Annotated in this window: 20 protein-coding genes and 1 riboswitch; of the genes, 16 read left to right on the forward strand and 4 right to left on the reverse strand. The window is 66.2% G+C overall.

Translation table 11 applies throughout. The features are described from left to right. Positions 1-22 precede the first annotated feature (22 nt). Positions 23-769, reverse strand: a complete 747-nt coding sequence (locus ACI48I_RS13075) for an SDR family oxidoreductase (RefSeq protein WP_498574416.1) — start codon at positions 767-769, stop codon at positions 23-25. 138 nt (positions 770-907) lie between these two features. Further along, a riboswitch (ZMP/ZTP riboswitch) is annotated at positions 908-1006 on the forward strand. Positions 1007-1116: 110 nt separating this feature from the next. Between ACI48I_RS13075 and glyA the strand changes: the two genes are divergently transcribed. The 12 genes from glyA to ACI48I_RS13135 all read left to right on the forward strand — a co-directional run bounded on the left by glyA (position 1117) and on the right by ACI48I_RS13135 (position 13137). Beyond that, a complete protein-coding gene (glyA, locus tag ACI48I_RS13080; protein WP_498574417.1) occupies positions 1117-2364 on the forward strand; it encodes a serine hydroxymethyltransferase in 1248 nt (415 codons plus the stop codon). Between the two features lie 121 nt (positions 2365-2485). Further along, positions 2486-2944, forward strand: a complete 459-nt coding sequence (gene nrdR / locus ACI48I_RS13085; RefSeq protein WP_193686501.1) for a transcriptional regulator NrdR — start codon at positions 2486-2488, stop codon at positions 2942-2944. Between the two features lie 115 nt (positions 2945-3059). Continuing rightward, complete coding sequence (pilV, locus tag ACI48I_RS13090) at positions 3060-3596, forward strand: type IV pilus modification protein PilV (protein ID WP_227496529.1); 537 nt, start codon at positions 3060-3062, stop codon at positions 3594-3596. Further along, complete coding sequence (locus tag ACI48I_RS13095) at positions 3593-4513, forward strand: PilW family protein (RefSeq protein WP_498574418.1); 921 nt, start codon at positions 3593-3595, stop codon at positions 4511-4513. Before pilV ends, ACI48I_RS13095 begins: the two co-directional genes overlap by 4 nt. Next, complete coding sequence (locus ACI48I_RS13100; RefSeq protein WP_193686498.1) at positions 4510-5136, forward strand: pilus assembly protein; 627 nt, start codon at positions 4510-4512, stop codon at positions 5134-5136. Before ACI48I_RS13095 ends, ACI48I_RS13100 begins: the two co-directional genes overlap by 4 nt. Positions 5137-5155: 19 nt before the next feature. Continuing rightward, on the forward strand, positions 5156-5590 hold the full coding sequence (locus tag ACI48I_RS13105; RefSeq protein ID WP_498574419.1) for a type IV pilin protein: 435 nt from the start codon (positions 5156-5158) through the stop codon (positions 5588-5590). After that, complete coding sequence (locus tag ACI48I_RS13110; RefSeq protein WP_193686496.1) at positions 5587-6147, forward strand: GspH/FimT family pseudopilin; 561 nt, start codon at positions 5587-5589, stop codon at positions 6145-6147. Before ACI48I_RS13105 ends, ACI48I_RS13110 begins: the two co-directional genes overlap by 4 nt. A gap of 17 nt (positions 6148-6164) precedes the next feature. After that, positions 6165-7274, forward strand: coding sequence for a bifunctional diaminohydroxyphosphoribosylaminopyrimidine deaminase/5-amino-6-(5-phosphoribosylamino)uracil reductase RibD (gene ribD / locus ACI48I_RS13115; protein WP_498574420.1), 1110 nt, complete (start codon positions 6165-6167; stop codon positions 7272-7274). A gap of 2 nt (positions 7275-7276) precedes the next feature. Beyond that, positions 7277-7912, forward strand: a complete 636-nt coding sequence (locus tag ACI48I_RS13120) for a riboflavin synthase (protein ID WP_193686495.1) — start codon at positions 7277-7279, stop codon at positions 7910-7912. A 313-nt stretch (positions 7913-8225) separates the two neighbouring features. Next, entirely contained in the window at positions 8226-10139 is a 1914-nt protein-coding gene (locus ACI48I_RS13125) for a TOL_0244 family TonB-dependent receptor (protein WP_498574421.1), read from the forward strand. Positions 10140-10141: 2 nt separating this feature from the next. Then, positions 10142-10744 carry a TOL_0243 family YfiR-like periplasmic protein gene (locus tag ACI48I_RS13130; RefSeq protein WP_193686493.1) on the forward strand — a complete coding sequence of 201 codons (603 nt, stop codon included), beginning with the start codon at positions 10142-10144 and terminating at the stop codon, positions 10742-10744. Next, a complete protein-coding gene (locus tag ACI48I_RS13135) occupies positions 10744-13137 on the forward strand; it encodes a sensor histidine kinase, YfiR-like protein-associated (RefSeq protein WP_193686492.1) in 2394 nt (797 codons plus the stop codon). The genes ACI48I_RS13130 and ACI48I_RS13135 overlap by 1 nt, the downstream gene beginning before the upstream one ends. Before the next feature lie 40 nt (positions 13138-13177). Here ACI48I_RS13135 and ACI48I_RS13140 read toward each other — a convergent pair whose 3' ends face one another. Next, positions 13178-13954, reverse strand: coding sequence for a nuclease-related domain-containing protein (locus ACI48I_RS13140; RefSeq protein WP_498574422.1), 777 nt, complete (start codon positions 13952-13954; stop codon positions 13178-13180). Positions 13955-14165: 211 nt separating this feature from the next. On the opposite strand from ACI48I_RS13140, the gene ACI48I_RS13145 reads away from it, so the two are divergent. Continuing rightward, positions 14166-16127: a S9 family peptidase gene (locus ACI48I_RS13145; protein ID WP_498574423.1), complete on the forward strand. Its 1962-nt coding sequence runs from the start codon at positions 14166-14168 to the stop codon at positions 16125-16127. A gap of 117 nt (positions 16128-16244) precedes the next feature. Here ACI48I_RS13145 and ACI48I_RS13150 read toward each other — a convergent pair whose 3' ends face one another. Then, on the reverse strand, positions 16245-19088 hold the full coding sequence (locus ACI48I_RS13150; protein WP_498574424.1) for a M16 family metallopeptidase: 2844 nt from the start codon (positions 19086-19088) through the stop codon (positions 16245-16247). A gap of 57 nt (positions 19089-19145) precedes the next feature. Beyond that, positions 19146-21839: a two-component system response regulator gene (locus ACI48I_RS13155; protein WP_498574425.1), complete on the reverse strand. Its 2694-nt coding sequence runs from the start codon at positions 21837-21839 to the stop codon at positions 19146-19148. Between the two features lie 352 nt (positions 21840-22191). Between ACI48I_RS13155 and ribBA the strand changes: the two genes are divergently transcribed. Genes ribBA through nusB form a run of 3 tightly spaced genes read left to right on the forward strand, consistent with a single transcriptional unit; the run spans position 22192 to position 24324 of the window. Further along, positions 22192-23304 (forward strand): bifunctional 3,4-dihydroxy-2-butanone-4-phosphate synthase/GTP cyclohydrolase II, encoded by a 1113-nt coding sequence (gene ribBA / locus ACI48I_RS13160; RefSeq protein WP_193686487.1) that lies wholly within the window; start codon positions 22192-22194, stop codon positions 23302-23304. Positions 23305-23354: 50 nt separating this feature from the next. Next, positions 23355-23840 carry a 6,7-dimethyl-8-ribityllumazine synthase gene (ribH, locus tag ACI48I_RS13165; RefSeq protein WP_056339428.1) on the forward strand — a complete coding sequence of 162 codons (486 nt, stop codon included), beginning with the start codon at positions 23355-23357 and terminating at the stop codon, positions 23838-23840. Between the two features lie 13 nt (positions 23841-23853). Beyond that, a complete protein-coding gene (gene nusB / locus ACI48I_RS13170; RefSeq protein WP_193686486.1) occupies positions 23854-24324 on the forward strand; it encodes a transcription antitermination factor NusB in 471 nt (156 codons plus the stop codon). Positions 24325-24436: the final 112 nt, after the last annotated feature.

Genomic DNA, 24436 nt, shown 5'->3' on the forward strand with positions numbered 1-24436 from the left:
TGCGGCCATCCGGTGCGACGAATCAGGCGCGCTTGATGTTGAACGGCGAGAAGCCCTGGCAGGTCGGCATCATCTCGATGCTGTTGACGTTGATATGCGGCGGCAGGGTCGCGATCCAGTACGCCGTCTCGGCAATGTCCTTGGCGGTCAGCGGCGTCGTGCCTTCATACACTTTCGCTGCGGCCTCGTCATTGCCCTTGAAGCGCACGTTCGAGAATTCGGTCCCGCCGCACAGGCCCGGCGCCAGGTTGGTCGCGCGCACGCCGGTGCCGACCAGGTCGGCGCGCAGGTTCAGCGTAAACTGTTCGACAAAGGCTTTCGTGGCGCCGTACACATTGCCACCAGGGTAGGGATAGTGGCCGGCCACCGAGCCCAGGTTGATCACCAGGCCGCTGCCGCGCTCGACCATGGCCGGCAGCAGGGCGCGCGTCATCGTCACCAGGCCCTGGCAATTGGTGGCGATCATGGTGTCCCAGTCGTCCAGCGGGGCTTCGTGCGCTGGCGCCGTGCCCAGCGCGAGGCCGGCATTGTTGATCAGGACGTCGATCTGGCGCCAGGATTGCGGCAGCATGGCCAGCGCTTCGTCGATCGATTTCTTGCTGGTCACGTCCATCTCGACCGGCAGCGCCGATTCGCCCAGCTCGGCCGCGAGCGCATCGAGGCGTTCCATGCGGCGCGCCGCCATCACGACCTGGTGGCCGTTGCGAACGAAGGTGCGCGCCATTTCGGCGCCGAATCCGGCGGAAGCGCCGGTGATGAAAACGATCATGGTAAGTGTCCTCTGGTGGCTGGTGCTTCGAGATTGTAGCTGAAAAGACTATCTTTCCAGATCGGTCGAGGTAGTTGCCAGCCTGGCAGGGCTTTTCTTGCCCTCAGCGGGCACTTCACATACAATCCCCAGTCCATTTATGTCTCACGTAACTGGCGAAAACCGCAGCGATGCGGGAAAGGTGGGCACCCACCGGGGAACGTGAGATTTCATCCGCCGTTCGCCTGGGCAGCCGACAATGGTTCGCGTGCATTGCAGCGCGGCTGGCTGCAGCTGTTTGTTTCCTGGGCCGCGCGCCGATCCGACACAGCCGTTGTCCGGTTCTCTTATCGATTGGAGTTTTGTTCATGTTTGCAAAAGATCACACGCTGGCCAAGGTTGACCCGGAACTGTGGGCTGCCATCCAGAAGGAAAACACCCGTCAGCAGGATCACATCGAGCTGATCGCGTCCGAGAACTACACCTCGCCGGCCGTCATGGAAGCGCAGGGTTCCCAGCTCACGAACAAGTATGCCGAAGGCTATCCGGGCAAGCGCTACTACGGCGGCTGCGAATACGTCGACGTCGCCGAGCAGCTGGCGATCGACCGTGTCAAGCAACTGTTCGGCGCGGAAGCGGCCAACGTCCAGCCGAACTCGGGCTCGCAGGCCAACCAGGGCGTGTTCTTCGCCATGCTCAAACCGGGCGACACGATCATGGGCATGTCGCTGGCCGAAGGCGGCCACCTGACCCACGGCATGGCGCTGAACATGTCCGGTAAATGGTTCAACGTCATTTCCTACGGTCTGACCGAGCAGGAAGACATCGACTACGAGCAAATGGAACGCCTGGCGCGCGAGCACAAGCCGAAGCTGATCATCGCCGGCGCTTCGGCGTTTGCGCTGCGCATCGACTTCGAGCGCTTCGCCAAAATCGCCAAGGAAGTCGGTGCCTGGTTCATGGTCGACATGGCCCACTACGCCGGCCTGATCGCCGCCGGCGAATACCCGAACCCGGTGCCGTTCGCCGACTTCGTCACCTCGACCACCCACAAATCGCTGCGCGGCCCGCGCGGCGGCATCATCCTGATGAAGGCCGAGTTCGAAAAGCAGATCAATTCCGCGATCTTCCCCGGCATCCAGGGCGGCCCGCTGATGCACGTGATCGCAGGCAAGGCCGTCGCCTTCCAGGAAGCGCTGCAGCCCGAATTCAAGGCTTACCAGCAGCAAGTCGTGAAGAACGCCAAGGCGCTTGCCGACGCACTGATCGCGCGCGGCCTGCGCATCGTCTCGGGCCGTACCGAATCGCACGTGATGCTGGTCGACCTGCGTTCGAAAGGCCTCACCGGCAAGGAAGCGGAAGCCATCCTCGGCCAGGCCCACATGACCTGCAACAAGAACGGCATCCCGAACGACCCGCAGAAGCCGTTCGTGACCTCGGGCATCCGCCTCGGCAGCCCGGCCTTCACGACGCGCGGCTTCAAGGAAGAAGACGCGACGAAAGTCGGCCACCTGATCGCCGACGTGCTGGACAATCCGCACGACGCCGCGACCATCGAGCGCGTCAAGGCGGAAGTGAAAGTGCTGACCGACAAGTACCCGGTGTACGCCAAGTAAGCAGAATCACCATGCAGTTGCAAACGTAGTAGAGTTCAGGAACGGCAATCCGTTTGACGGGTGCCGTTCCTTTGCATTACCCAAGCATTACCCAAGCATCATCCAAGTACCACCGGCGCCCATGAAATGTCCGTTCTGCCAGCATGAAGACACCCAGGTCCTCGATACGCGCGTATCCGAGGAGGGCGACGCCATCCGCCGCCGGCGCCGCTGCGTGCAATGCGACAAGCGCTTCACCACCTACGAACGCATCGAACTGTCGATGCCGATCATCGTCAAGAAAAACGGCAGCCGCACCGAATTCGCCAGCAGCAAGCTGCGCGGCAGCCTGATGCTGGCGCTGCGCAAGCGCCCGGTCCCGGCCGCGGCCATCGACGCCGCCGTCGCCTCGATCGAGGAAAAGCTGCTCACCAGCGGCCGGCGCGAAGTCGATACCGGCTATGTCGGCGAACTCGTGATGCAGGAGCTCAAGCGCCTCGACGAAATCGCCTACATCCGCTTCGCCTCCGTCTATAAAGACTTCAAGGACCTGGCAGAGTTCCAGCAGGCCCTGGCTGAAGTCGGGCACTCCCGCAAATAAATCAAACACCGTTGGACGGCTTGCGCACGCTTGAGCGAGCGCAGGGGCGGGCTCCGCCTCGCTGATAACTTCTCAGCTCGCGCGAATTCACGCGCCTGAACTGTGGAGGTGATCCTTGCAAGGCTGCCGCATCGAAGGCTTCACGCTCGTCGAAGTCCTGGTCGCCATGTGCGTGCTGGCGCTCGGCGTGGCTGGCGCCGCGAGCACGCAGGTAGCGGCGGCGCGCCTGCGCCAGCAGGCCGCGCTCGAGTCGGAAGCCGTGCAACTGGCCGCCTCGCTCGGCGCGCGCATGCGCGTCAACACGGCGCAGATGGCGCTGCCGGATGCATCCAATCCCTATCTCCAGTTCGACTACGACGCGGCCGGCGGCGATCCGGCCGCGCCGCCCGTCCAGTGCTTCGGCGGCGCCGATTGCGATCCCGCCCAACTGGCCGCCTTCGACCTCTACGACACGGCACGCATCGTGCAGGGCGCCTTTCCCGGCGGGCGAATTGCCATCTGCCGCGACGGCGGCGGCTGGAATGCGGCGCTGCAGGCTGTTGAGTGGAGCTGCACCGGCGGCGCGAATGCGCCGGTGGTCGTCAAGCTGGGCTGGCGCGCGCCCGGCAGCTCCGCGGCGGCGCCCTTCGTGACGATGGTGGTTGCGGGATGAGTATGCGCCGCCCCACGCCGCGCCAGGCCGGCATGACCCTGGCCGAACTGCTGGTCGCGCTGGCGCTCGGTCTCGGCGTGCTGCTGGCCGGCGCCGTCCTGATGACGGGCGCGAACAAGGCCTATGTCGCCCATGAAGACGCGGCCGGCGTCGACGATGGGGGCCGCTATGCGCTGGCCCTGATCGGGCGCGCGGTGCGCCAGGGCGCCTTTGTCGATTGGGAGAGCCATGGCAGCGCGGGACTGGACAAGGACGCGCCAGCGCCGCTGGCGGGCCTCGACAGCCGTTCGCTGGTCAAAACGAGTGCCGCCATCGACGGTCCGCTGGCGAATGCGGTCAACGGCAGCGACGTGCTGGCGGTGCGCTACCCGGGCGCCGGCCCTGCGCCCGACGGCGACGGCAGCGTGATCGATTGCGCGGGCTTTCCCGTGCATGGCGCGAAGGAGGGCTGGAGCATCTTCTATGTCGCCCGCAACGCCGACGGCCTGGCCGAGCTGCGCTGCAAATACCGGGGTGCGGCCAACTGGAGCGCGGACGCGGTCGTCGCCGGCGTCGACGGCTTCCAGGTGCTGTATGGGCTCGACAGCGATACGCCGCCGGACGGCATCCCGAACCGCTATGTGAGCGCCGGCGCGATCGCCGCGCTCGATGCCGCGCTGCTGCCCGCCGAGCGCAAGGAAAAGACCTGGTGGAAGCGTGTCGCCAGCGTGCAGGTGGCCTTGCTGCTGCATGGCGAGCACCCGTCGGCGGCGCCGCAGCCGGACGGCTATGCATTGTTCGGTCTGGCCTACAGTGCCGCGCACGGGGCGAGCGACCAGGGCGTGCAGCTGGCGCAGGCCGAGCTGCGCGGCCAAGGTCCGGCACGGGCGCGCAGGCTGTTCACGGCCGTATTCGCGATTGCGGTAGCCCAGCCATGAGGCCATTCCGACGCGAGCGCGGCGCGGCGCTCATCACCATGCTGTTCCTGATGCTGGCGCTCCTGATGATGTCGCTCTCGAGCACGCGCGCCGCGCTGGCCGGCGCCCGGTCGGCACGCTACGAACGCGACCGCCAGGTGGCGCACGCGGCGGCCGAAGCGGCGCTGCTCGATGCCGAACGCGATATCGAAGGCGCTGCAGGGGCCGCATCGCCGCGTACCGCGATGTTCAGCGCGCCCGACGGAAGCGCCTTTGTCGAGCGCTGCGCCGGCCGGGCCGAGAAGACGGGTCTGTGCAAGGCGGCGAGCGGCGCCGCACCGCCCGCCTGGCAGGCGGCCGACCTGGCAGGCGGCGCCGGCGTCGCATACGGCCGCTTCAGCGGGCGCGCGCTGCCGACGGGTGCCGGCACACTGCCGGCCGCCGCGCCACGCTACCTGGTCGAACTGCTGCCGGGGACTCATCCGGTGTTTCGCGTCACCGCGCTGGGCGTCGGCGCCGACCCGGCGACGATCGTCGTCCTGCAGAGCTACTACCGGCGTGCCGCCGGGGGCGCCGCCGGCAAACGCCTGGGCTGGCGCGAGATCGCCAACTGGCCCGAGCTGCACCAGGCCGCATCGCATTGACCCTACCGAGGAGAGCGCCATGGGACGCGGTTTCACCCTGATCGAAGCGATGGTCGTGCTCCTCATCGTCTCCGTGCTGGCCAGCCTGGCCTGGCCGAGCTATGCCGGCTACCTGACGCGCACGCGCCGCATGGAGGGGAAAGTCGCACTGGTCGCGGCCATGCTTCAGCAGGAGCAGTACCACGCCACCCACCATACCTATGCCGCCTTCTCGAAGGCGGAGCCGGTGGACGGACTCCCGTGGTGGTCGGGGAGTGCCGCCGCCGCCAGCTATTACGAACTGGACGCCGAGGCCTGTCCGGGCAGCGAACTGCGCGACTGCGTGCGGCTGCGGGCGCGGCCCGGCACGTCGAATGTCGATGCCCGCTTCCGCGATCCCGAATGCGGCACGCTGACCCTGAGCAGCAGGGGCGAGCAGGGCGCGAGCGGGCAGTCGACGCGTTGCTGGCCATGAAGCGAACGTCCGCCCGGCAGGGGTTTTCGCTGCCCGAACTGCTGACCGTCCTTGCCATCGCTGCCGTCCTGCTGGGTCTTGCTTTGCCCGACCTCGCCGGATTGCTGCGCGCCCGGCAGCTGCGCGCGGCGACGGACGACTTGTTCGGCGCGATCAGCCTGGCGCGGGCGCAGGCGATCGCCCGCAACCAGCGCATCCTGCTGCTGCCGCGCGACGCCGGCGGCATCGACTGGACCCAAGGCTGGACCGTGTTCGCGGACCGCGACGGCGACGGGGCGCCAGGCGCCGGGGACGACATCCTGTCCGTGCACGAGGCGCTGCCCGCCGGGGTGAGGGCGGCCTTTGCCTTCACGAGTCCTGCAGCCCCGTATTACATCGCCTACAATGGCGCCGGGCGCAGCTGCGGCGCAACCGGTAGTGCCACCGCACGCTGGGGCACGCTGTCGCTGTTTCAGGGCGGGGCGATCCGCCGTATAAAAATTAACATGCTGGGCCGGGCGCGCACCTGTGATCCGGAACGCGACGCCAATTGCGACGGCACGGCGGCACCCGGCTAGAACCAATCAAGAACACTGTGCAGATCACGAACGATACCGACGCGATGGCGCTGGCCCTCGAATGGGCCGCAAAAGGCATGTACATCACTGCGCCCAACCCGCGCGTGGGCTGCGTGATCGTGCGCGATGGCGAAGTCATCGGCGCCGGCCACACCCAGCCCGCCGGCCAGGCGCATGCCGAGATCCAGGCCCTGCGCGATGCCGCCGCCCGCGGCAACGACGTACGCGGCGCCACGGCCTACGTCACGCTGGAACCGTGCAGCCACTACGGCCGCACGCCCCCCTGCTCGAAGGCGCTGGTCGAGGCGGGCCTGGGCCGCGTGGTGGCCGCGATGGGCGATCCCAACCCGCTGGTCGCCGGGCGCGGCATGGCGCAGCTGGAAGCGGCCGGTATCGCGACCGCATCCGGCCTGCTGGCCGACGCGGCATATGAACTGAACATCGGCTTCTTCTCGCGCATGCGCCATGGCCGTCCGTGGGTACGCCTGAAAACGGCGGCCAGCCTGGACGGCATGACGGCGCTGGAGAACGGCGAGAGCCAGTGGATCACCGGCCCCGAAGCCCGTCAGGACGGCCATGCCTGGCGCGCGCGCGCCAATGTCATCCTGACCGGCATCGGTACCGTCAAGGCGGACGATCCGCAGCTGACGGTGCGCGGCGTGGAAGGCGCGCGCCAGCCGCGCCGCGTGATCGTCGACAGCCGCCTCGAGATCGGCATGGACGCGCGCATCCTGCAGGGCGATCCCTGCTGGATCGTGGCGGCCGTACCGGATCCGGAGAAGGCAGCGCAGCTGCGGGCGGCTGGCCACGAGGTCATCCTGCTGCCGAACGCGCATGGCAAGGTAGACCTGCCGGCGCTGATGCTGGAGCTGGGCCGGCGCGAGATCAACGAAGTACACGTCGAGGCGGGCTCGAAACTGAACGCCTCGCTGGTGCGCGAGGGCTGCGTCGACGAGCTGCTGGTGTATCTCGCGCCAAGCCTGATCGGCAGCGGGCAGGGCATGTTCGCGCTGCCGCCTTTGAAACGCCTGGCGGACAAGGTCGCATTGCGCTTCCACGCCGTCACGCAGGTCGGCGCCGACCTGCGCATCCTGGCAAGACTGAACAAGAACCATACTGAGGACTAAGCATGTTTACTGGAATCGTCGCCGCTGTCGGCAAAATCAATTCGGTCGCGCCGCTGGCGGGTGGCCTGGACGCGGGCGTGCGCCTGCAGATCGAGTCCGGCGGCCTGCCGCTGGCGGACGTCGCGCTGGGCGACTCGATCGCCATCAACGGCGCCTGCATGACGGTGGTCGAGAAGACCGGGTCGAGCTTCTCGGTCGATGTGTCGCGCGAGAGCCTGAGCAAGACCGTCGGCCTGGACGCGCCGGGCGAAGTCAACCTGGAAAAGGCGCTGACCCTGGCCGAGCGCCTTGGCGGCCACCTGGTATCGGGCCACGTCGACGGCCTGGGCCGCGTGCACAGCTTCGAGCCGGTCGGCGAATCGCGTGAACTGGTGATCGACGCGCCCCAGGAGCTGGGCAAGTTCCTCGCCTATAAAGGCTCGATCGTGGTGAACGGCGTGTCGCTGACCGTCAACCGCGTGGAAGACCTGAGCGTGGACGGCGCCGGTGTGTGCCGCTTCTCGATCAACCTGATTCCGCACACGATCGAAGTCACGACCTTGAAACACCTGCGCGCCGGTTCGCAGGTGAACCTCGAGATCGACCTGATCGCGCGTTACGTCGAGCGCATGCTGTCGGCGTCCGCCGGCGCCAGATAACAAGCGGCCGGGCGCTCCCGCTTTCCGCCTGCGGAGCACGCGCCCGGACGCCCCCGCCCCGCGTCCGGGGTTGACGTCCTCACGCTTGCGTTCGTGCCGGCGCTTTCGCAGCGCCGGGCGGCTCGCATCGTCCGTTCCGCTGGGAAAGTTTCATTAAATTATCAATACAACTGCTACAATGGCAAGTTGTATTGACTCACCCTCATACCTGCTCGCCGGCTATCCGTCCTGTCCGGCGAACCCTGCTCGCGGTTACCTCCTGCCGTAACTGCCTTTGCATTGCCACTGTCGTAAAGAATCGATTCGAGCCGTTATGGAAAATTTTTGCCGAGCAGTCGTCGTCGCAGCCACTGTGCTCGCCTTGCCTTGCCACGCCAGGGAAACCGACCCCGACGATATCGCCCGTCTGAGTCTCGAGGCCTTGTCGAATGTCCGCGTGACCTCGGTCTCGCGCCGGTCCGAGCCGGTAGCCGATGCGGCCGCCTCGATTTTCGTGATCTCCGGGGAAAGCATCCGGCGCGCAGGCGCATCGAGCTTGCCCGAGGCCTTGCGGCTCGCTCCCAACCTGCAGGTTGCGCGTGTCGATGCACGTAACTACGCCGTCACCGCACGCGGCTTCAACAGCGCCTTCGAGAACAAGTTATTGGTGCTGATCGATGGCCGTAGCGTCTACACCCCGCTGTTTTCGGGCGTATTCTGGGACGCGCAGGATGTGGTGCTGGAAGATGTGGAGCGCATCGAGGTCATCAGCGGTCCGGGTGCAACCATGTGGGGCGCCAACGCCGTGAACGGCGTCATCAATATCATTACCAAAGGCGCGGGCGCAACCCAGGGCACGCAGGTCAGCGCCAGCTACGACCGCGACCTGGTAACGGGCTCGGTGCGGTATGGCGGTGCGCTTGCCGGCGGCCTTCGCTACCGGACCTACCTCAAGTCGTCCGGGCACGATGACATCGGACGCGAAAACGGCTCGGCCAGCCCGACCGGATGGAAACGCTCGCAGGCCGGGTTCCGCGCCGACTGGGGGCAGGGGACGGACACGGCGACTGTCCAGGGCGATGCGTACACCGGCGCCTTGCACCAGCAGGGCACACGCGACATCCGCATTGCGGGTGCGAACCTGCTCGGCCGCAAGTCGATTCGCTTGTCCGGGGGCTCGGAGCTCACTGCCCAGGCGTATTGGGATTTTACCGAGCGCAACCAGCCCGGCGCTTTCATCGAGCATCTGAATACGATCGACGTCCAACTGCAAAGTTCGGTCATGCTGGCCGAGCGCCACCGCGTCGTATGGGGCGCGGGTTACCGCCAGGCCTTCGATCGCATCGACAATGGCGCCGCGTTCGCCTTCCTGCCGGGCGACCTGAACCTGCACTGGGGGAATGTCTTCGTGCAGGACGAAATCGACGTGACCGATACCGTGCGCCTGATCGCCGGCGCCAAGCTGGAACACAATAACTACACCGGCCTCGAATTCCTGCCGACCTTGCGGCTCGCGTGGAAGCCTACCGGAAGCAGTCTCACCTGGGCGTCGGCATCGCGCACGGTACGGGCGCCGTCGCGCATCGACCGCGATTTCTACAGCCCGTCCAATCCCCCGGTCGTGGGCGGCGTGCCGCGTTACGCGCTGGCCGGCGGGCCCGACTTCCGCTCGGAAGTGGCCGCTGTGCTCGAACTGGGCTACCGCATCCAGGCCACGCCGGCACTGTCGTATTCAGTCACCGCCTTTGCCAGCGACTATGACCGCCTGCGCACGCTCGAACCGAATACGCGCGGCCCCGGATCGGTGTTCAGCAATCTCGCCAACGGCCGTACCAGGGGCATCGAGATGTGGTCGACCTGGGAGGCGGCCGAGGCGCTGCGGCTGTCGGCCGGCTTCGTGGCGCAACACGTCCGTACCACGACCGAACCGGAGAGCAGGGACGCCAGTGCGGCAACGGGCCTGGCGACCAGCGACCCGAGCAACTACTGGAACCTGCGCGCTTCCTGGGATGTCGCCCGGGGCCAGACCCTCGACGTGCTGCTTCGCCATCACGGCAAGTTGAGCCGTCCGGAGGTGCCCGCCTACGAAGCCCTCGATATCAACTACACCTGGCGCGTCAGTCCCGGCCTCGATCTCTCGGTCAACGGACGCAACCTGCTCGACTCCGCGCACCCGGAATTCGGCGGTGGGGCGAACCGCAGCGTGTATGAACGCGCAGTCGGGGTGAACCTGGTGTGGCGCCTGTAATCATGCTCCGTTCATGCACCGGGCTGCTCGCTGGCCCGGTTCGCCGTTTCCTGGTGGCGCCCCTCGCGCTCGTGTTCGCGTTTGTGCTCGCGGGCTTGCCGGCGCACGACGCCTGCGCGCAACTCGGCCCGCCGTCGGAAAGCGTCGTCAAGGCCGCTTACCTGTCGAAGCTGGGCAACTATGTCGAGTGGCCGGTTCGTGCCGCGCCGCCGCCCAACGGCCGTATCGTCATCGGTATCGTGGGTGCCGACGACGTGGCCAACAGCCTGTCCCAGATGTCGGCCGTGCGCGATCCGGTCAAGGGTACGATCGCCGTGCGGCGCCTGCGCAACGGCGATGCGCTCGACAATATTCATATCCTGTACCTGGGCGATGGCTACGCCGTCCGGGCCGGCGCCATGATCGACCAGGCGGCGTCACGCTCGATCCTGGTCGTCACCGAATCGGACGATGCGCTCTCGCGCGGCAGCGTCATCAATTTCCGTCTGCTGGACGAACGGATCCGCTTCGATATTTCACTCGAGTCTGCCGAAAAAGCCGGCCTGCGACTGAGTTCACAACTGCTGGCGCTTGCCGCGACCGTCATCAGGGAAAAACGCAAATAATGTTCAGTTCGATACGGCGCTCGATTTCGCGCAAATTCATGGTTGCCGTCATGGCGACGACGTTTACCGCGGTGTTCGTTTCCGGACTGGCGAACCTGGCCTATGACATCGAGGACTTCCGCACCGGCGTACTCGAGGAACTGACGTCCCAGGCGGACATCCTGGCACAGGTCAGCATCGCCGCCCTGGAGTTCGAAGACAAGCCAAGTGCGGAGGCGACGCTCGGGCGCCTGCAGGCAAGGCCGAGCGTGCAGTCGGCCGCGATCTACCGCGCCGATGGCAGCCTGTTCGTGACCTACACAGGGCGCGAGCAGTCGCAATTGCTGGCGCCGCCGGGCCGGCCGAGCGCACAGGCGCATATCATCGACGGCAACGTGATGCATATTTTTCGTCCGATAAAGCGCGGTTCGGAAAAACTCGGCACGATCTACCTGCGCTCGGCCTATCCGCTCGATGCCCGCATCGAACGTGGCCTCAAGATGTTTGGCGCGGCACTGGCGCTCAGCCTGCTCGTTGCCGGACTGGTCGCGGCGTGGCTGCAGTCCGCCGTCACCAGGCCGGTGAAGGCAATGACCGGCGCGGTACGCGAATTGATTGCGCAGCGCGACTTCTCGAAACGCGTGAACAAGACCACCGACGACGAAACCGGCATGCTGGTCGATGCGTTCAACACCATGCTGTCGGAGATCGGGCAGCACGCCGCCAAACTGGAGCAGAGCAATGCATCGCTCACCCATGAGGTCGAGGAGCGTACCCGGGTCGAACGCGCCATGAGCGATTTGAACCTGTCGCTCGAGGAGCGCATTGCGGCGCGCTCGCTGGAACTGCAGCGAGCGAACGAGCAGCTGCACCACGCGCAGAAAATGGAGGCCATCGGCCAATTGACCGGTGGCGTCGCCCACGACTTCAACAACGTGTTGCAGGTCATCGCCGGCAACCTGCAACTGCTTGCGATGACCTTGCCGGACAATGCCGAGGCACAGCGTCGCCTTTCGACTGCCAAATTTGCGACCGAACGTGGTGCAAAATTGTCGTCGCAATTGCTGGCGTTTGCACGACGTCAACCGCTGCAACCGGCGCCGACGAATCTCGGGCGGGTCCTGCGCGACATGGACGACATGCTGCGCCGCGCCCTGGGCGAAAGCGTCGAAGTGGAGACTGCGGTGACCGGAGGCCTGTGGAACACCCTGGTCGACCCGAATCAACTTGAAAACGTCGTACTGAACCTGGCAATCAACGCACGCGACGCGATGAAGGGGCACGGCAAGCTGACCCTGGAACTCGGCAACGCGATGCTTGACGACCACTATGCCGCCGTCGAACCGGAGGTCGTGGCCGGCCAATACGTGTTGCTGGCGATCTCGGACACCGGCTGCGGCATGGCGCCCGAGGTGCTGGCCCGCGCTTTCGAGCCCTTCTTCACCACCAAGCGCGAGGGTGAAGGCACGGGCCTCGGCCTGAGCATGGCATTCGGCTTCGTCAAGCAGAGCAGTGGCCACATCAAGATCTACAGCGAAGTCGGTTCGGGCACCACCATCAAGATTTATCTGCCGCGCTCGCACAGTGCCGAAGAGCAGGCATTCGACATGACGGCGGGCGAGGTCGTGGGCGGCTCGGAAACGGTGCTCGTCGTCGAAGACGACCTCGCGGTCCAGGCCACGGCGGTCGACATGCTGTCCCAGCTGGGGTATCGTGTGCTGAAGGCGGACAACGGCGACGCGGCGGCCATCATCCTGAACGAGCACAAGGACATCGATATGCTGTTCACGGATGTCGTCATGCCCGGCAGCGTGCGCAGTCCCGAACTGGCGCGCCTTGCGAAGTCGCTGCATCCCGGCATTTCGGTGCTGTTTACGTCGGGTTACACGCGCAACGCCATCGTCCACGGCGGCAGGCTCGATCCTGGCGTCGAACTCATCAGCAAACCCTACCGCGGAGAAGATCTGGCACGCAAGATCCGTCATGTGTTCGCCAATACCCGCCAGGTCGAGCGCATGCGCCAGGACAGCGCCGACGTCGCCGGCCGGGTGGCCGTCGACGCGCAATCGCTGCGCCTGCTGGTGGTGGAAGACGACCCGGACAACCGCTCGCTGCTGCAGGAAATCCTGACCATGCTCGGCCACCGCGTAACGGCCGTCGGCAGCGGCGAGGACGGCTTGCAGGCCTTCCACCCCGGGCTGTTCGACGCACTGGTGACGGACCTGAATCTGCCGGGGATATCCGGTCTGGCGCTGGCCGATGCATTGTGCAAGGCGCAGCCTGGATTGCGGGTCGTCATTGCATCCGGCGTCGGGCGAGCCGAGGGTGGCCCGGGCGCCCATGGATACGCGAGCCTGACCAAGCCGTATCGGGTCGATGAGCTCGAGGAAATACTGCGTGGCGTCGCCGCCTAGCGGCAGCGGCCGCACACGCGCGGGCGTCCGTCTGGCGTGTTTATTCCGTGCTGCCGACGGCCGCGTTGTGCGCTAGCGGGACGCTCGGCGCTGGCTGCGGCGGGAACGCGCGCTGCAGGCCGAAGCGGGCCAGGGTGTCCGCCGTCGACGGCCGGTGCAGCGCAACGAGCTTGAGCGCGATGTCGCCGATCGAAGCGGACATCCTTGTCCGGTGCAGGTTGCCCAGCGTCGCCAGGGCCGGCGCATTGTCCATCCCGTTGTTCAGCCTTTCCATGAACTGGTCCGCCTTTATCACGCGCGCGCTGTCGAAGCGGCGCGGGCGCTCGATGCGCGCGTTCGGGGCCAGCAGCACCAGCGTGTCGACCGGGGCGTCGTCGAGGCCGAACGGCTCGAGCGCATCGCGCAGCACCGAGACCTGGCGCGCCTGCGTCGCCAGAGGCGAGGGCATCGGTACATAGCATTTGTTCGGTTCGTCCCAGCGCAGGAAGTCGCCGTCCTCGGTGATTTTCAAGCCCTGCGAGAAATACCTGGTGTCGAGCAGGTAGAAGCGGCGCGAACGGTGGATCAGCAGGTGGTCGATCTGCGCCGCGCGGCCGTCGTTCGACACCAGCCGCAGGTCGTGCACGACGGCGGTCCGGGTGGAATCCTTCAGGTAGATGTCGATCAGGCCGACCGCCTCGCGTTCGGCCAGCATCCCCGCGCGCATCATGCGCAGTTCGCGCTCGAGCAGCGGCTTCTTGTCCGGGCTGGCGAGCGCCAGCATGCGCTGCAGTATCGCGACGACGGGCATTTTGTTGTCGCTGTCCTTGTAGATCATTGTCAACTCCTGCTGAGGTCGAACTTTCACTCTAGCTTTGGGTCAACTGTCCGACCCCGTATTTATTAAGTGAGAGCAAGATTATTCATCCCGCATACAAACTGTTGCGCTCCCGACTCACAAGAATCGGCGTAGACTGCTCCCCCACAATAAACATGAGCCAGCCCTGCATCGACTCAGCTGCACAAGGCGGCCGTCACGAGGAGAAGAAATGAGAGTCAAGGAAGGTTTGCGGCCACTGCTGGGGGCAGCCCGATTCACAGTCTTATTGACTGCCATGGCCGCCGCGGCCGCGCAGGGCGCGCAGATGCGCGAATACCGCTCGGTCGCGATCAGCGGCGGCGGCGAATCGGTCGCCGCGATCGAATCGAGCGACCCCGGCATTCCGGGGCGGCGCGCACACGGGCACATCGTCGTGCGCGACGCCGCCAGCGGCAGGATCACTGCCGAATACGACCCCTGCGCCACCTGTTCCTATGATTTCCCGGCCTGGTCGCCGGACCGCAAGGGCCTCGCCTTCATCGGCGCCAACCGCGATGCCGGGGAAGCGACCCTGTGGGTGGCCCAGGGCGGCAAGCTGACGGCGGCCGCCACCGTCAAGGGGGTGGCGAATACCGCGCGCTGGTCGCCGGACGGCGCCAGCATCGCCTTGCTCGCCACCGTCGGCGCGAAGAAGCAGACCGGCGCGGTCGAAGCCGGTGCGCGCCAGGTCGGAGAAATAGGCGTCGACGAGGATGCGCAGCGCATCGCGCTGGCGCCCGCCGCCGGCGGGGTGCTGCGCCTGGTGTCGCCGCCCGATTCCTTCGTCTACGAATACGACTGGACGCCGGACGGCCGCGGTTTCGTCGCCACCAGCGCGAAGGGAAACGGCGATAACAACTGGTGGGTCGCCACCCTCGGGCACGTGGACCTCGCCAGCGGCGCGCTGCGGACGATCGCGGCGCCGAAGATGCAAATCAGCCTGCCGCACGTGTCGCCCGACGGACGCAGCGTCGCTTTCGTCGGCGGCCTGATGAGCGACTTCGGCTCGGTCGGCGGCGACGTGTTCACGGTGCCCTTCGAAGGCGGCGAACCGGTCGACGTGACGCCGAACCATGCCGGTTCGTTCAACGGCCTGGCCTGGAAGGGGCCGCAGTTGCTGGCCTCAAGCCTGCAGGGTAGCGAGATGGCCGTGCTTGCGATCGACCCCCAGGCGCGCACCGCGCGCACGCTGTGGAGCGGAGCGGTGTCGGCTAACGGTTCGGCCGACGGCCGCTTCGTATTCAGTCCCGATGGCAGCTCGGCCGTCTCGGTGCACGAGACCTATGAACAGGCGCCGCACATCGTCGCCGGCCGCCTGCCCGCACTCGGGCCGATCACCCGCGACAACGTCGATTTCGCCCCCCAGGTGACGGCGCGCAGCATCAGCTGGACCAACGAGGGCATGCGCAGCCAGGGCTGGCTGGTCGGTCCACGCAAGCCGCAGGCCGGCCTCAGGCACCCGATGGTGGTGATCGTCCACGGCGGGCCGGCAGCGGCCGCCACGCCGCGCTTCGTCGCGGCGGGCGAATTCGGCAACCCGCTGGTGCGCGAGCTGGTCGAGCGCGGCTTCTACGTGTTCCAGCCGAATCCGCGCGGCAGCTATGGCCAGGGGATGGCCTTCGGCATGGCGAACCGGCGCGACTTCGGCGGCGGCGACTGGCGCGACATCCTGGCCGGGGTCGATGCCGTGCTCAGGGAAGCGCCGGTCGACGGCGCGCGCCTCGGCCTGATGGGCCATTCCTACGGCGGCTTCATGACGATGTGGGGCGTTACCCACAGCAAGCGCTTCAAGGCGGCGGTGGCGGGCGCCGGCATCGCCAACTGGATCAGCTATTACGGCCAGAACGGCATCGACCAGTGGATGGTGCCCTTCTTCGGCGCGACCATGTACGAGGACCCGGCCATCTACCGCGCGGCCTCGCCGATCGAATCGATCCGGAACGCGACCACGCCGACCCTGCTGTACGTGGGCGAGCGCGACGTCGAGACCCCGGCGGTGCAGTCGATGGAGTTCTGGCACGGCCTGCGTGCGATGGGTACACCGACGGCGCTGGTGATCTACGATGGGGAAGGGCATGCGATTCGCAAGCCGGAGCATCAGCTGGATCAGCGGCGCAGGACGGTGGAATGGTTCGAGAGGTATCTGAAGTAGATGTAGGGTGGGCGGGTCTCCCGCCCACGCGGTGATTGTTACCGGCTCCGCTATCGTGCGCGTTGATCTTGCTGCCAACGATCACCGCGTGGGCGGCGAACCCGCCCACCCTACGTGTCAATTCGCGGCCTGCACCGCCTCCGCCTTCTTCTCCGGATACAGCACCACCTGCACGTAATTCTCCGTGTTCAGGTAACGCCGCGCTGCATCCTGCACCTCGGCCGCGGTCAAGGCATTGACGCGCTCCTCGTGCGTCAGGATCGCCTTCGGATCGGTCCCGTCGAGCAGCGCCGACTGGATGCGGCCCAGCCAGTAGCCGTTTTCGCGCAGGGCCTTGCGGTGGTTCTGGATCCAGTTCTGCTTGACCTTGGCGAGATCGCCAGCAAGCGGGCCTTCGCGCTTGAGGCGTTCGAATTCGTCGAAGGTCGCCTTCAATACCGTGTCGACGTTCTCGGGTCCGGTCGGCAGCGTCACCGACAGGCTGTAGTGGCCGTAGGGGATGCGGCCCAGCTGCCCGCCGGCGTTGCCGCCGTAGATCAGGGACAGCTGCTCGCGCAGCACCTCGATGATGCGGATGTTGAGCACCTCCACCAGCGCCTGCAGGCGCATCTGTTCCAGCTCCGAGAACGCCGCCTCACCGGTGAAGGTCAGCGAGATCGTGCTCTTCGGTTCGGTACCGCTGTAGACCGCGCGCTTGACCACGCCCTTCACCGGACGCAGGCCGACGTCGCGCCATTCGGTCGGGATGGCGGGCGTGGGCAGGCTGCCGAGCCAGGTGGCCAGCAGCGGCTTGACCCTGTTGACGTCGAAACTGCCGACCATCACGAAGGTCAGGTCCTTGGCGCTGGAGAAGCGCTCGCGGTAGATGGCGATGCTGCGGTCCAGGCTGATCTGGCCGAATTCCTCGGGAAGCAGCGGGCGCGGTGCGCGCGGGTGGTTGTTGTAGAGCGTGGCGACCACGGTGTCCCCGAAGCGCGCGCTGGGCTGGCCAAGGCGGTTGCGCGCGGCTTCGACCTGCTTGCCGATGAAGGACTTGAACAGGTCTTCGTCGCGGCGCACGGCGTCGAAGCGCAACCACAGGAGCTGCAACATGGTCTCGATGTCGGTCGCGCCCGACGAGGCGCCGAGCACTTCGTTATAGCCGGCCAGGCCCATGGTCACCGCGGCCGCCTTGCCCGCCAGGACTTTCGACAGGTCGAGCGGCGAATAGTCCTGCAGGCCCATGCTGGCGACGATGGCATTGGCGTAGCGCGCGTTGAGGATGTCGGCGTCGCCGTACAGGCTCTGGCCGCCGAAGCGGGCCGCGCTCATCATGACCTGGTCGTTGCGGAAATCGGTCGGCTTCAGGATCGCCTTGACGCCGTTCGAGAAGGTCAGATAGGTCAGGCCGAGCGCCTTGTCTTCACGCTCTTCCACGATGCTGCCGGCCTTCGGCGGCTGCGCCATCAGCTGGCTGCCCAACACCTTTTCCTCGTGCGGCGCGACTTCGGCCCGCTCGGCCGCGGCGAGCGCGGCCAGCAGCGCCGCGCCCTGCGGCGGCGGACTGTCGGCACGCTCGATGCCGGTATAGATCACCAGCTTGCCGGAATTGGCCGGGATCGTGCGCCGCGCGTAGGCGTTCATTTCGTCGAGCGTCACGGCGGGCAGCATTTCGGTGGCGTAGCGGTATTCGGCGGCGATGCCGGGGATCGGTTCCTGCTGCAGGAAGTTGCGCAGGTACTCGGCCACGTAGGCGCCGGAGTCGGTTTTCTCGCGTTCGTTGTACAGCTGCTCGAAGCTGCGCAGCATGTTCTTGCGCGCGCGATCGAGTTCGGCCTGGCCGAAGCCGTAGCGGCGCGCCCGCTCGTTCTCGCGCACCAGGGCGTCGATCGCCTTCGGCGCCCCGCCCGGGCCGATGACGGCGCTGGTATTGAATGATTTATAGAAGGGCGTGAGCTTGCCCAGGGCGCTGCCGCCGCGCAGGAAAGGCGGTTCGGCCAGCTGCGAGAGTTCCTGCAGGCGCGCGCCGAGCATGCCGGTGAACAGGCCCTCGACCAGTTGCTCGCGGTAGCCGCGCACGGTGTCGGGCTCGCGTACCGGCTGCACCGGGTAGCGCACCAGGATGCTGTTTCCGCCGGCTTCCTTGTCCGTGACGACCACTGCTTCGGTCTCCTCGCGGCGCGGGATCTGCGCATACACGCGGGGGCGCGCCGGCTTCGGATTGGCCAGCTTCGAGAAGTGCGCCTTGATCAGTTTTTCGATGGCCTTGGGGTCGATGTCGCCGACCGCCACCACCGCCATCAGGTCGGGCCGGTACCAGTCGCGGTAGAAGCGTTTCAGGGTCTCGGGCTTGAAGTTGCGCAGCACCTCTTCCTTCCCGATCGGCAGGCGTTCGGCGTAGCGCGAGCCGTTGTAGATATTCGGCCAGATCTGCTTGCCGATGCGGTCGCCCGCGCCTTTGCCGAGCCGCAGTTCCTCGAGCACGATGCCGCGCTCCTTGTCGATGACGTCCTCGTCGAAAGAGAGGCCGTGCGCCCAGTCTTCCAGCACCTGGAACGCCTTGCCGATGTTTTCCGGGCGGTCCAGCGGGATTGGCAGGATGTAGACGGTTTCGTCGAAGGAGGTGTAGGCGTTCAGGTCGGCGCCGAACTTGACGCCGATCGATTGCAGGTAGTCGACCAGCTCGTGTTTTTTAAAGTTGGTCGAACCGTTGAAGGCCATGTGCTCCACGAAGTGCGCCAGGCCCTGCTGGTCCTCGTCCTCGAGGATCGAGCCGGCCTTCACGACCAGGCGCAGGTCGAGCTTGCGTTCGGGGCGGGCGTTTTTCTGGATGTAGTAAGTCAGGCCATTCGGGAGCTTGCCGACCTTGACCTGCGGGCCGACCGGAATCGGCGCATCGAGTTTCAGGGCGGCGCCGGCGCCGAAGGGAAGGAGGAGGAGGGTGCAGGCGAGACAGGCGTGGCGAAGGAATTGGCTGAACATCGGGGCTTCCGTTGTAAGGCGTCGAGCCGCCATTGTACTGGCCGCTCGCGTCTTTGTTCACACCGTCACGCGCCCCTTCTGCAGCAGCAGCGCCATCTCGCGCGCCGGCACCGGCCGGCTGTACAGGTAGCCCTGCAGGACCTCGCAGCCGATCTTGCCGAGATAATCGCGCTGGGCCAGGGTCTCGACGCCCTCGGCCACCACCCGCAAGGACAAGCCTTCGGCCAGCGCGATCGTGGCCTGGGCGATCGCCGCGCTGCGCGGATCGGTGGTGATGTTGCGCACGAACGCCTGGTCGATCTTGAGCTTGTCGAGCGAGAAGCGCGACAGGTAGCCGAGCGAGGAGTAGCCGGTGCCGAAGTCGTCGAGCGAGAGCGACACGCCCATCGCGCGCAGCTCGGCCAGCTGGGCTTCGGCGGCCGTGGTATCGCCCATCATGACGCTTTCGGTCAGCTCGATCTCGAGATAGCGCGCTTCCAGACCGGATTCGGACAGCGCCGCGCGCACCACCTGCGGCACTGTGCCCGCCTTGAACTGGTGCGCCGAGACGTTCACCGCCACCGGCACCCGCGGCAACCCCGCATCCTGCCAGGCCTTGTTCTGCTGGCAGGCCTGGCGGATCACCCAGTCGCCGATCGGCAGGATCAGGCCGGTGTCCTCGGCCAGCGGGATGAAATCGGCCGGCGAGACGCGGCCCAGTTCCGAGCTGTGCCAGCGCAGCAGCGCTTCCATGCCGAGCACGCGGCCATCCTCGCGCGCCACCTGCGGCTGGAAGTGCAGCGCCAGTTCGGCCTGGCCGATGGCGCGCCGCAGGCGCGTTTCCAGCGCCAGCCAGCGCATCGCCTGGTCGTTCATCTCGCCCTTGAAGAAGCGGAAGCCGTTGCGCCCGGCGTCCTTCTGGTGCGCCAGGGCGGCGTCGGCGGCCTTCAGCAGGTCGCCCGCCGCATTGCCGTCGCGCGGGAAGACGCTGATGCCGACGCTGCCGGTGACGACCACGTCGTGCCCGCCGACGGAGAACGGCTGGGCGATGGCTTCGATCAGGCGCTGGGCGGCGAAGATGATGTCCTCAGTGTCCTCGCAGCCGGTGAGCAGCACGAACTCGTCGCCCGACAGGCGCGCCACCGTGTCGGCGGGGCCGGCGATCGCGCTGGCGCGGCGCGCGACTTCGCGCAGCAGGGCGTCGCCGGCGGCGTGCCCGAGGCTGTCGTTGATGCGCGAGAGGCGGTCGACGTTCACCAGCAGCAGGGCCAGCTGGCTGCCGTCGCGGCGGGCCGCGGCGATCGACTGCTGCAGCCGGTCGTGGAACAGCGAACGGTTCGGCAGCAGGGTCAGGGCATCGTGGTTCGACAGGAAGTCGAGCTTGTTGTGGGCGGCCTTCAGCGCCGACAGGTCGGTCGAGACCGAGACATAGGCGGTCAGCTTGCCGGCTTCGTCGCGCACCGCGCTGATGCTGGTGCGCTCCGGATAGACTTCGCCGTTCTTGCGCCGGTTCCAGATCTCGCCGCGCCACTGGCCGTCCTGTTCCAGGCTGTCCCACATGGCGCGGTAGAAGGGTGCTTCGTGGCGTCCCGAGCGCAGCACGCGCGGGTTCAGGCCAATGACTTCGGCCTCGCGGAATCCCGTGATCTGCTCGAAGGCCGGATTGACCGCGACGATGTTCGCGCAGGCGTCGGTCATCATGATGCTTTCCTGGGTGCTGTCGAAGACCTGGCGCGCCAGTTCCAGCCGGTGCTCGCTCTCGCGCAGCGCGGCATCGGCCTCGGCGCGCGCCGTCGCTTCCAGCTGCAGCTGGGCCGCGTGGCGCTGCACCACGCCATACAGGTTCAGGTTTTCGTAGGCCACCGCCAGGTGCGCGGCGAGGGCCGAGGCCCAGCGCTCATCCTCTGCCGAAAAGTGGGTGGCGCTCGGCGCGCGCACGAAGTACAGCCAGCCGTACAGGTTGCGCAGGCAGCGCACAGGCAGGCCGAGGAAGGAAGCGCAACGCGGCAGGCCCCTTGGCAAGGTACCCAGCAGCGGATCGCCTTCGGCCAGCCGGATCGGCTCGCGCGACAGCAGCAGGGCGCCGGGCAGGCGGGTCCCGGTCGCATGCACCGCCAGCAGGCTGGGATCGAGACCGCGCGCATTCAGGTGGCTCACGGTACGTTCGTCGTTTTCGAGCAGACACAGCGCCAACTGGTCGGCGTCGAGGATGCGTGCCGCGGCCTCCAGGAAAACGTCGACCAGGCCTTCCACCTGGCGTTCGTTGACCAGGTGCAGGCACATCTCCTCGATCGCGGCGAGGCGTGCCCCGAGGCGGCTCTCGCTTGCTGGTGCGACGGGCGCCGGCAGGAAGTCGTCGGAGACGCTGCGCACCCGGACCTGTGCGTCCCGAGCCGCCGCCGCCGACAGTCCCAGCTCGGCATTCACGGCCGCCATGATGTCCTGCGGGTCGGACGGTTTGCTGAGCACCGTCTGCACCCCGCAGCTGCGCGCCATCGCCACCGTCTCGCGCTCGGCATAGACGGCAGAATAGAAGATGACGCGGGTGGCGGCCAGGGCGCGGTCGGCGCGCAGGCGCTGGACGAACTCGTAGCCGTCCATGGTCGGCATCAGGATGTCGGTAATGATCAGTTCGGGACGCTCGGCGCGCACCAGCTGCAGGGCGGCGGCGCCGTCTTCGGCTTCCAGCAGCCGGTGTTCGGTGAAACCGAGCAGGGCCATCAGGTAGGCCCGGTTGCTCGGACGGTCGTCGACGATAAGAATGGTGGCCATCAGTGCGTCTCCCGGGCTGCGGCGGTGCACTGGCGGGTAAAAATCGGAACCAACATGACAACTCCATGAATGCGCCGGCGGCAGCACGCGGACGCTTTAGATCTGACTGTGATGAATCATATTCCTCTGGATGTCGCAAACACCACAAAGTTGCTTATTAAAACATAATATTTAACAATTTATTTTAAACAAAGGCACTTTGTTGCAGTGGTGCAACGATCGATATATTCCGTATATTGCTTCCCGTTTCTATTTCTTCTGCCGAGTTCCCTGTATCGACTCGGTTGAAACGCGGTAAATCCTTTAAAATAGCGGATTGCGCACGATGCGTCATCGTTTCAAGGAATTTCGAATGTCTATCTCCAGCACCCAGGAAATCGTTGCCGAACTTCGCGCCGGCCGCATGGTCATTTTGGTCGATGAAGAAGACCGCGAGAACGAGGGTGACCTGGTCCTGGCGGCGGACTTCGTCACCCCGGAGGCGATCAATTTCATGATCCGCCACGCGCGCGGCCTGGTTTGCCTGACCCTGTCCGAAGAAATCTGCGACAAGCTGGCACTGCCGATGATGACGACCCGCAACGGCACTTCCTTCGGCACCAATTTCACGGTCTCGATCGAAGCGGCCGAGGGCGTGACCACCGGCATCTCGGCGGCTGACCGGGCGCGCACCATCCAGGTGGCGGTGTCGAAAGGCGCCAAACCGGACGACCTGGTCCAGCCGGGCCATATCTTCCCGCTGCGCGCGGTGAAGGGTGGCGTCCTGATGCGCGCTGGCCACACCGAAGCCGGCTGCGACCTGACCGAAATGGGCGGCCTGACCCCGGCCTCGGTGATCTGCGAGATCATCAAGGAAGACGGCACCATGGCGCGCCTGCCGGACCTGATCGAGTTCGCGAAAGAACACAACCTGAAAATCGGCACCATCGCCGACCTGATCCACTACCGCAGCGAAAACGAGAGCCTGGTCGAGCGCGTTGCCGAGCGCACCCTGAACACGGCCCAAGGCGAATTCAAGCTGGTCGCCTACCGCGACAAGCCGAGCGGCTGCGCCCACCTGGCGATGGTGCACGGCGAGATCGGGCGCGACAACGAGGCCCTGGTGCGCGTGCACCAGCCGGTCTCGATCCTCGACGTGCTGGAACACCGCGCCACGACCCACTCCTGGACCATGGCCTCGGCGATGGAAGCGATCAAGAAGAGCGAATCGGGCGTCGTCGTGCTGCTGAACTGCGGCGAGACGGCCGAGCAGCTGTTCGCGCAATTCACGTCGCTCGATGCGCCGGGCGCGCGTCCGACCGGCCGTGCGGCGACGATGGACCTGCGCACCTACGGCATCGGCGCGCAGATCCTGAAGGACCTCGGCGTCGGCAAGATGAAGCTGCTGGCCAATCCGCGCAAGATGCCGTCGATGACCGGTTTCGATCTCGAGGTCACCGGTTACATCGCCAGTCCATCGGCCTGACGCGGTACCATACACACTATTAATACGAACACACTAAGAAGAGGGCAGCCATGACGGTAGGAACTTATGAGAGCAACATGACAGGCGAGGACCTGCGCATCGGGATCGTGCAGGCGCGCTTCAATGCCGACGTCGGGCATGGCCTGCTGTCGTCCTGCCTGGCCGAACTGAAGCACCTGGGCGTGGCCGACGAGGACATCCTGCACGTGACCGTGCCGGGCGCGCTGGAAATCCCGCTGGCCCTGCAGAAGATGGCCGAAACCCAGCAGTTCGACGCCCTGATCGCGCTCGGCGCCGTCATCCGCGGCGAAACCTACCACTTCGAGCTGGTCTCGAACGAGTCGGGCGCCGGCATCACCCGCATCGGCCTGGACTACGGCATCCCGATCGCCAACGCCGTGCTGACCACCGAGACCGACGAGCAGGCCGAAGTGCGCATGGCGGAAAAGGGCGCCGATGCGGCCAAGGTTGCGGTCGAGATGGCCAACCTGCTGCTGGCGCTGGAAGAGCTGCACCCCGAGGAAGAAGAAGAGTAATCGAAGGACGAACATGACCGACAAGACCACCCACGCCAACCCGAGCAAGAACCGCACCCCGCGCCACCGCGCGCGCGAGTTCGCGCTCCAGGGCCTGTATCAATGGCTGCTGAATAACGAGCCATCGACCCAGGTGGCCAACAACATCCGCGCCGCCCACGGCTTCGACAAGGCCGACGGCGAGTATTTTTCGTCGCTGCTCAACGGCACGATCACGACCTCGGTCGAGCTGCGCGAAACGATCGCTCCGCTGATCGACCGCGCGGTCAGCGAACTGTCGCCGATCGAGCACGGCGTCCTGCTGCTGGGTGCCTTCGAACTGAAGAACCACCCGGAAATCCCATACCGCGTCGTGATTAACGAAGCGGTCGAGCTGACCAAGTCCTTCGGCGGCATCGACGGCCACAAGTACGTCAACGGCGTGCTCGATAAACTGGCCTCGAAACTGCGTCCGGAAGAAGTCGGCGCCGACGCGCGGCGTTAATTTCCCTCTATATATAGTAGGGCTGGCGAAAAGCCACCGTTGCCGAAAGGCGCGGTGGCTTTTTTGTGGGCTCCGAAAAGGCGATGTCGTATTCGCTCTTTGTTGACAGCAG

The organism is Massilia sp. LXY-5 (assembly GCF_059801075.1).

What these genes read in the sequence shown, in the direction of transcription:
- nrdR (WP_193686501.1), top strand. Translation starts at nt 2,486, where the DNA reads ATGAAATGTCCGTTCTGCCAGCATGAAGACACCCAGGTCCTCGATACG.
- ACI48I_RS13105 (WP_498574419.1), top strand. Translation starts at nt 5,156, where the DNA reads ATGGGACGCGGTTTCACCCTGATCGAAGCGATGGTCGTGCTCCTCATC.
- ACI48I_RS13100 (WP_193686498.1), top strand. Translation starts at nt 4,510, where the DNA reads ATGAGGCCATTCCGACGCGAGCGCGGCGCGGCGCTCATCACCATGCTG.
- glyA (WP_498574417.1), top strand. Translation starts at nt 1,117, where the DNA reads ATGTTTGCAAAAGATCACACGCTGGCCAAGGTTGACCCGGAACTGTGG.
- ACI48I_RS13155 (WP_498574425.1), bottom strand. Translation starts at nt 21,839, where the DNA reads ATGGCCACCATTCTTATCGTCGACGACCGTCCGAGCAACCGGGCCTAC.
- ACI48I_RS13140 (WP_498574422.1), bottom strand. Translation starts at nt 13,954, where the DNA reads ATGATCTACAAGGACAGCGACAACAAAATGCCCGTCGTCGCGATACTG.
- ACI48I_RS13145 (WP_498574423.1), top strand. Translation starts at nt 14,166, where the DNA reads ATGAGAGTCAAGGAAGGTTTGCGGCCACTGCTGGGGGCAGCCCGATTC.
- ACI48I_RS13130 (WP_193686493.1), top strand. Translation starts at nt 10,142, where the DNA reads ATGCTCCGTTCATGCACCGGGCTGCTCGCTGGCCCGGTTCGCCGTTTC.
- ACI48I_RS13125 (WP_498574421.1), top strand. Translation starts at nt 8,226, where the DNA reads ATGGAAAATTTTTGCCGAGCAGTCGTCGTCGCAGCCACTGTGCTCGCC.
- ACI48I_RS13095 (WP_498574418.1), top strand. Translation starts at nt 3,593, where the DNA reads ATGAGTATGCGCCGCCCCACGCCGCGCCAGGCCGGCATGACCCTGGCC.
- ACI48I_RS13075 (WP_498574416.1), bottom strand. Translation starts at nt 769, where the DNA reads ATGATCGTTTTCATCACCGGCGCTTCCGCCGGATTCGGCGCCGAAATG.
- nusB (WP_193686486.1), top strand. Translation starts at nt 23,854, where the DNA reads ATGACCGACAAGACCACCCACGCCAACCCGAGCAAGAACCGCACCCCG.
- ACI48I_RS13150 (WP_498574424.1), bottom strand. Translation starts at nt 19,088, where the DNA reads ATGTTCAGCCAATTCCTTCGCCACGCCTGTCTCGCCTGCACCCTCCTC.
- ACI48I_RS13110 (WP_193686496.1), top strand. Translation starts at nt 5,587, where the DNA reads ATGAAGCGAACGTCCGCCCGGCAGGGGTTTTCGCTGCCCGAACTGCTG.
- ACI48I_RS13135 (WP_193686492.1), top strand. Translation starts at nt 10,744, where the DNA reads ATGTTCAGTTCGATACGGCGCTCGATTTCGCGCAAATTCATGGTTGCC.
- ribBA (WP_193686487.1), top strand. Translation starts at nt 22,192, where the DNA reads ATGTCTATCTCCAGCACCCAGGAAATCGTTGCCGAACTTCGCGCCGGC.
- ribH (WP_056339428.1), top strand. Translation starts at nt 23,355, where the DNA reads ATGACGGTAGGAACTTATGAGAGCAACATGACAGGCGAGGACCTGCGC.
- ACI48I_RS13120 (WP_193686495.1), top strand. Translation starts at nt 7,277, where the DNA reads ATGTTTACTGGAATCGTCGCCGCTGTCGGCAAAATCAATTCGGTCGCG.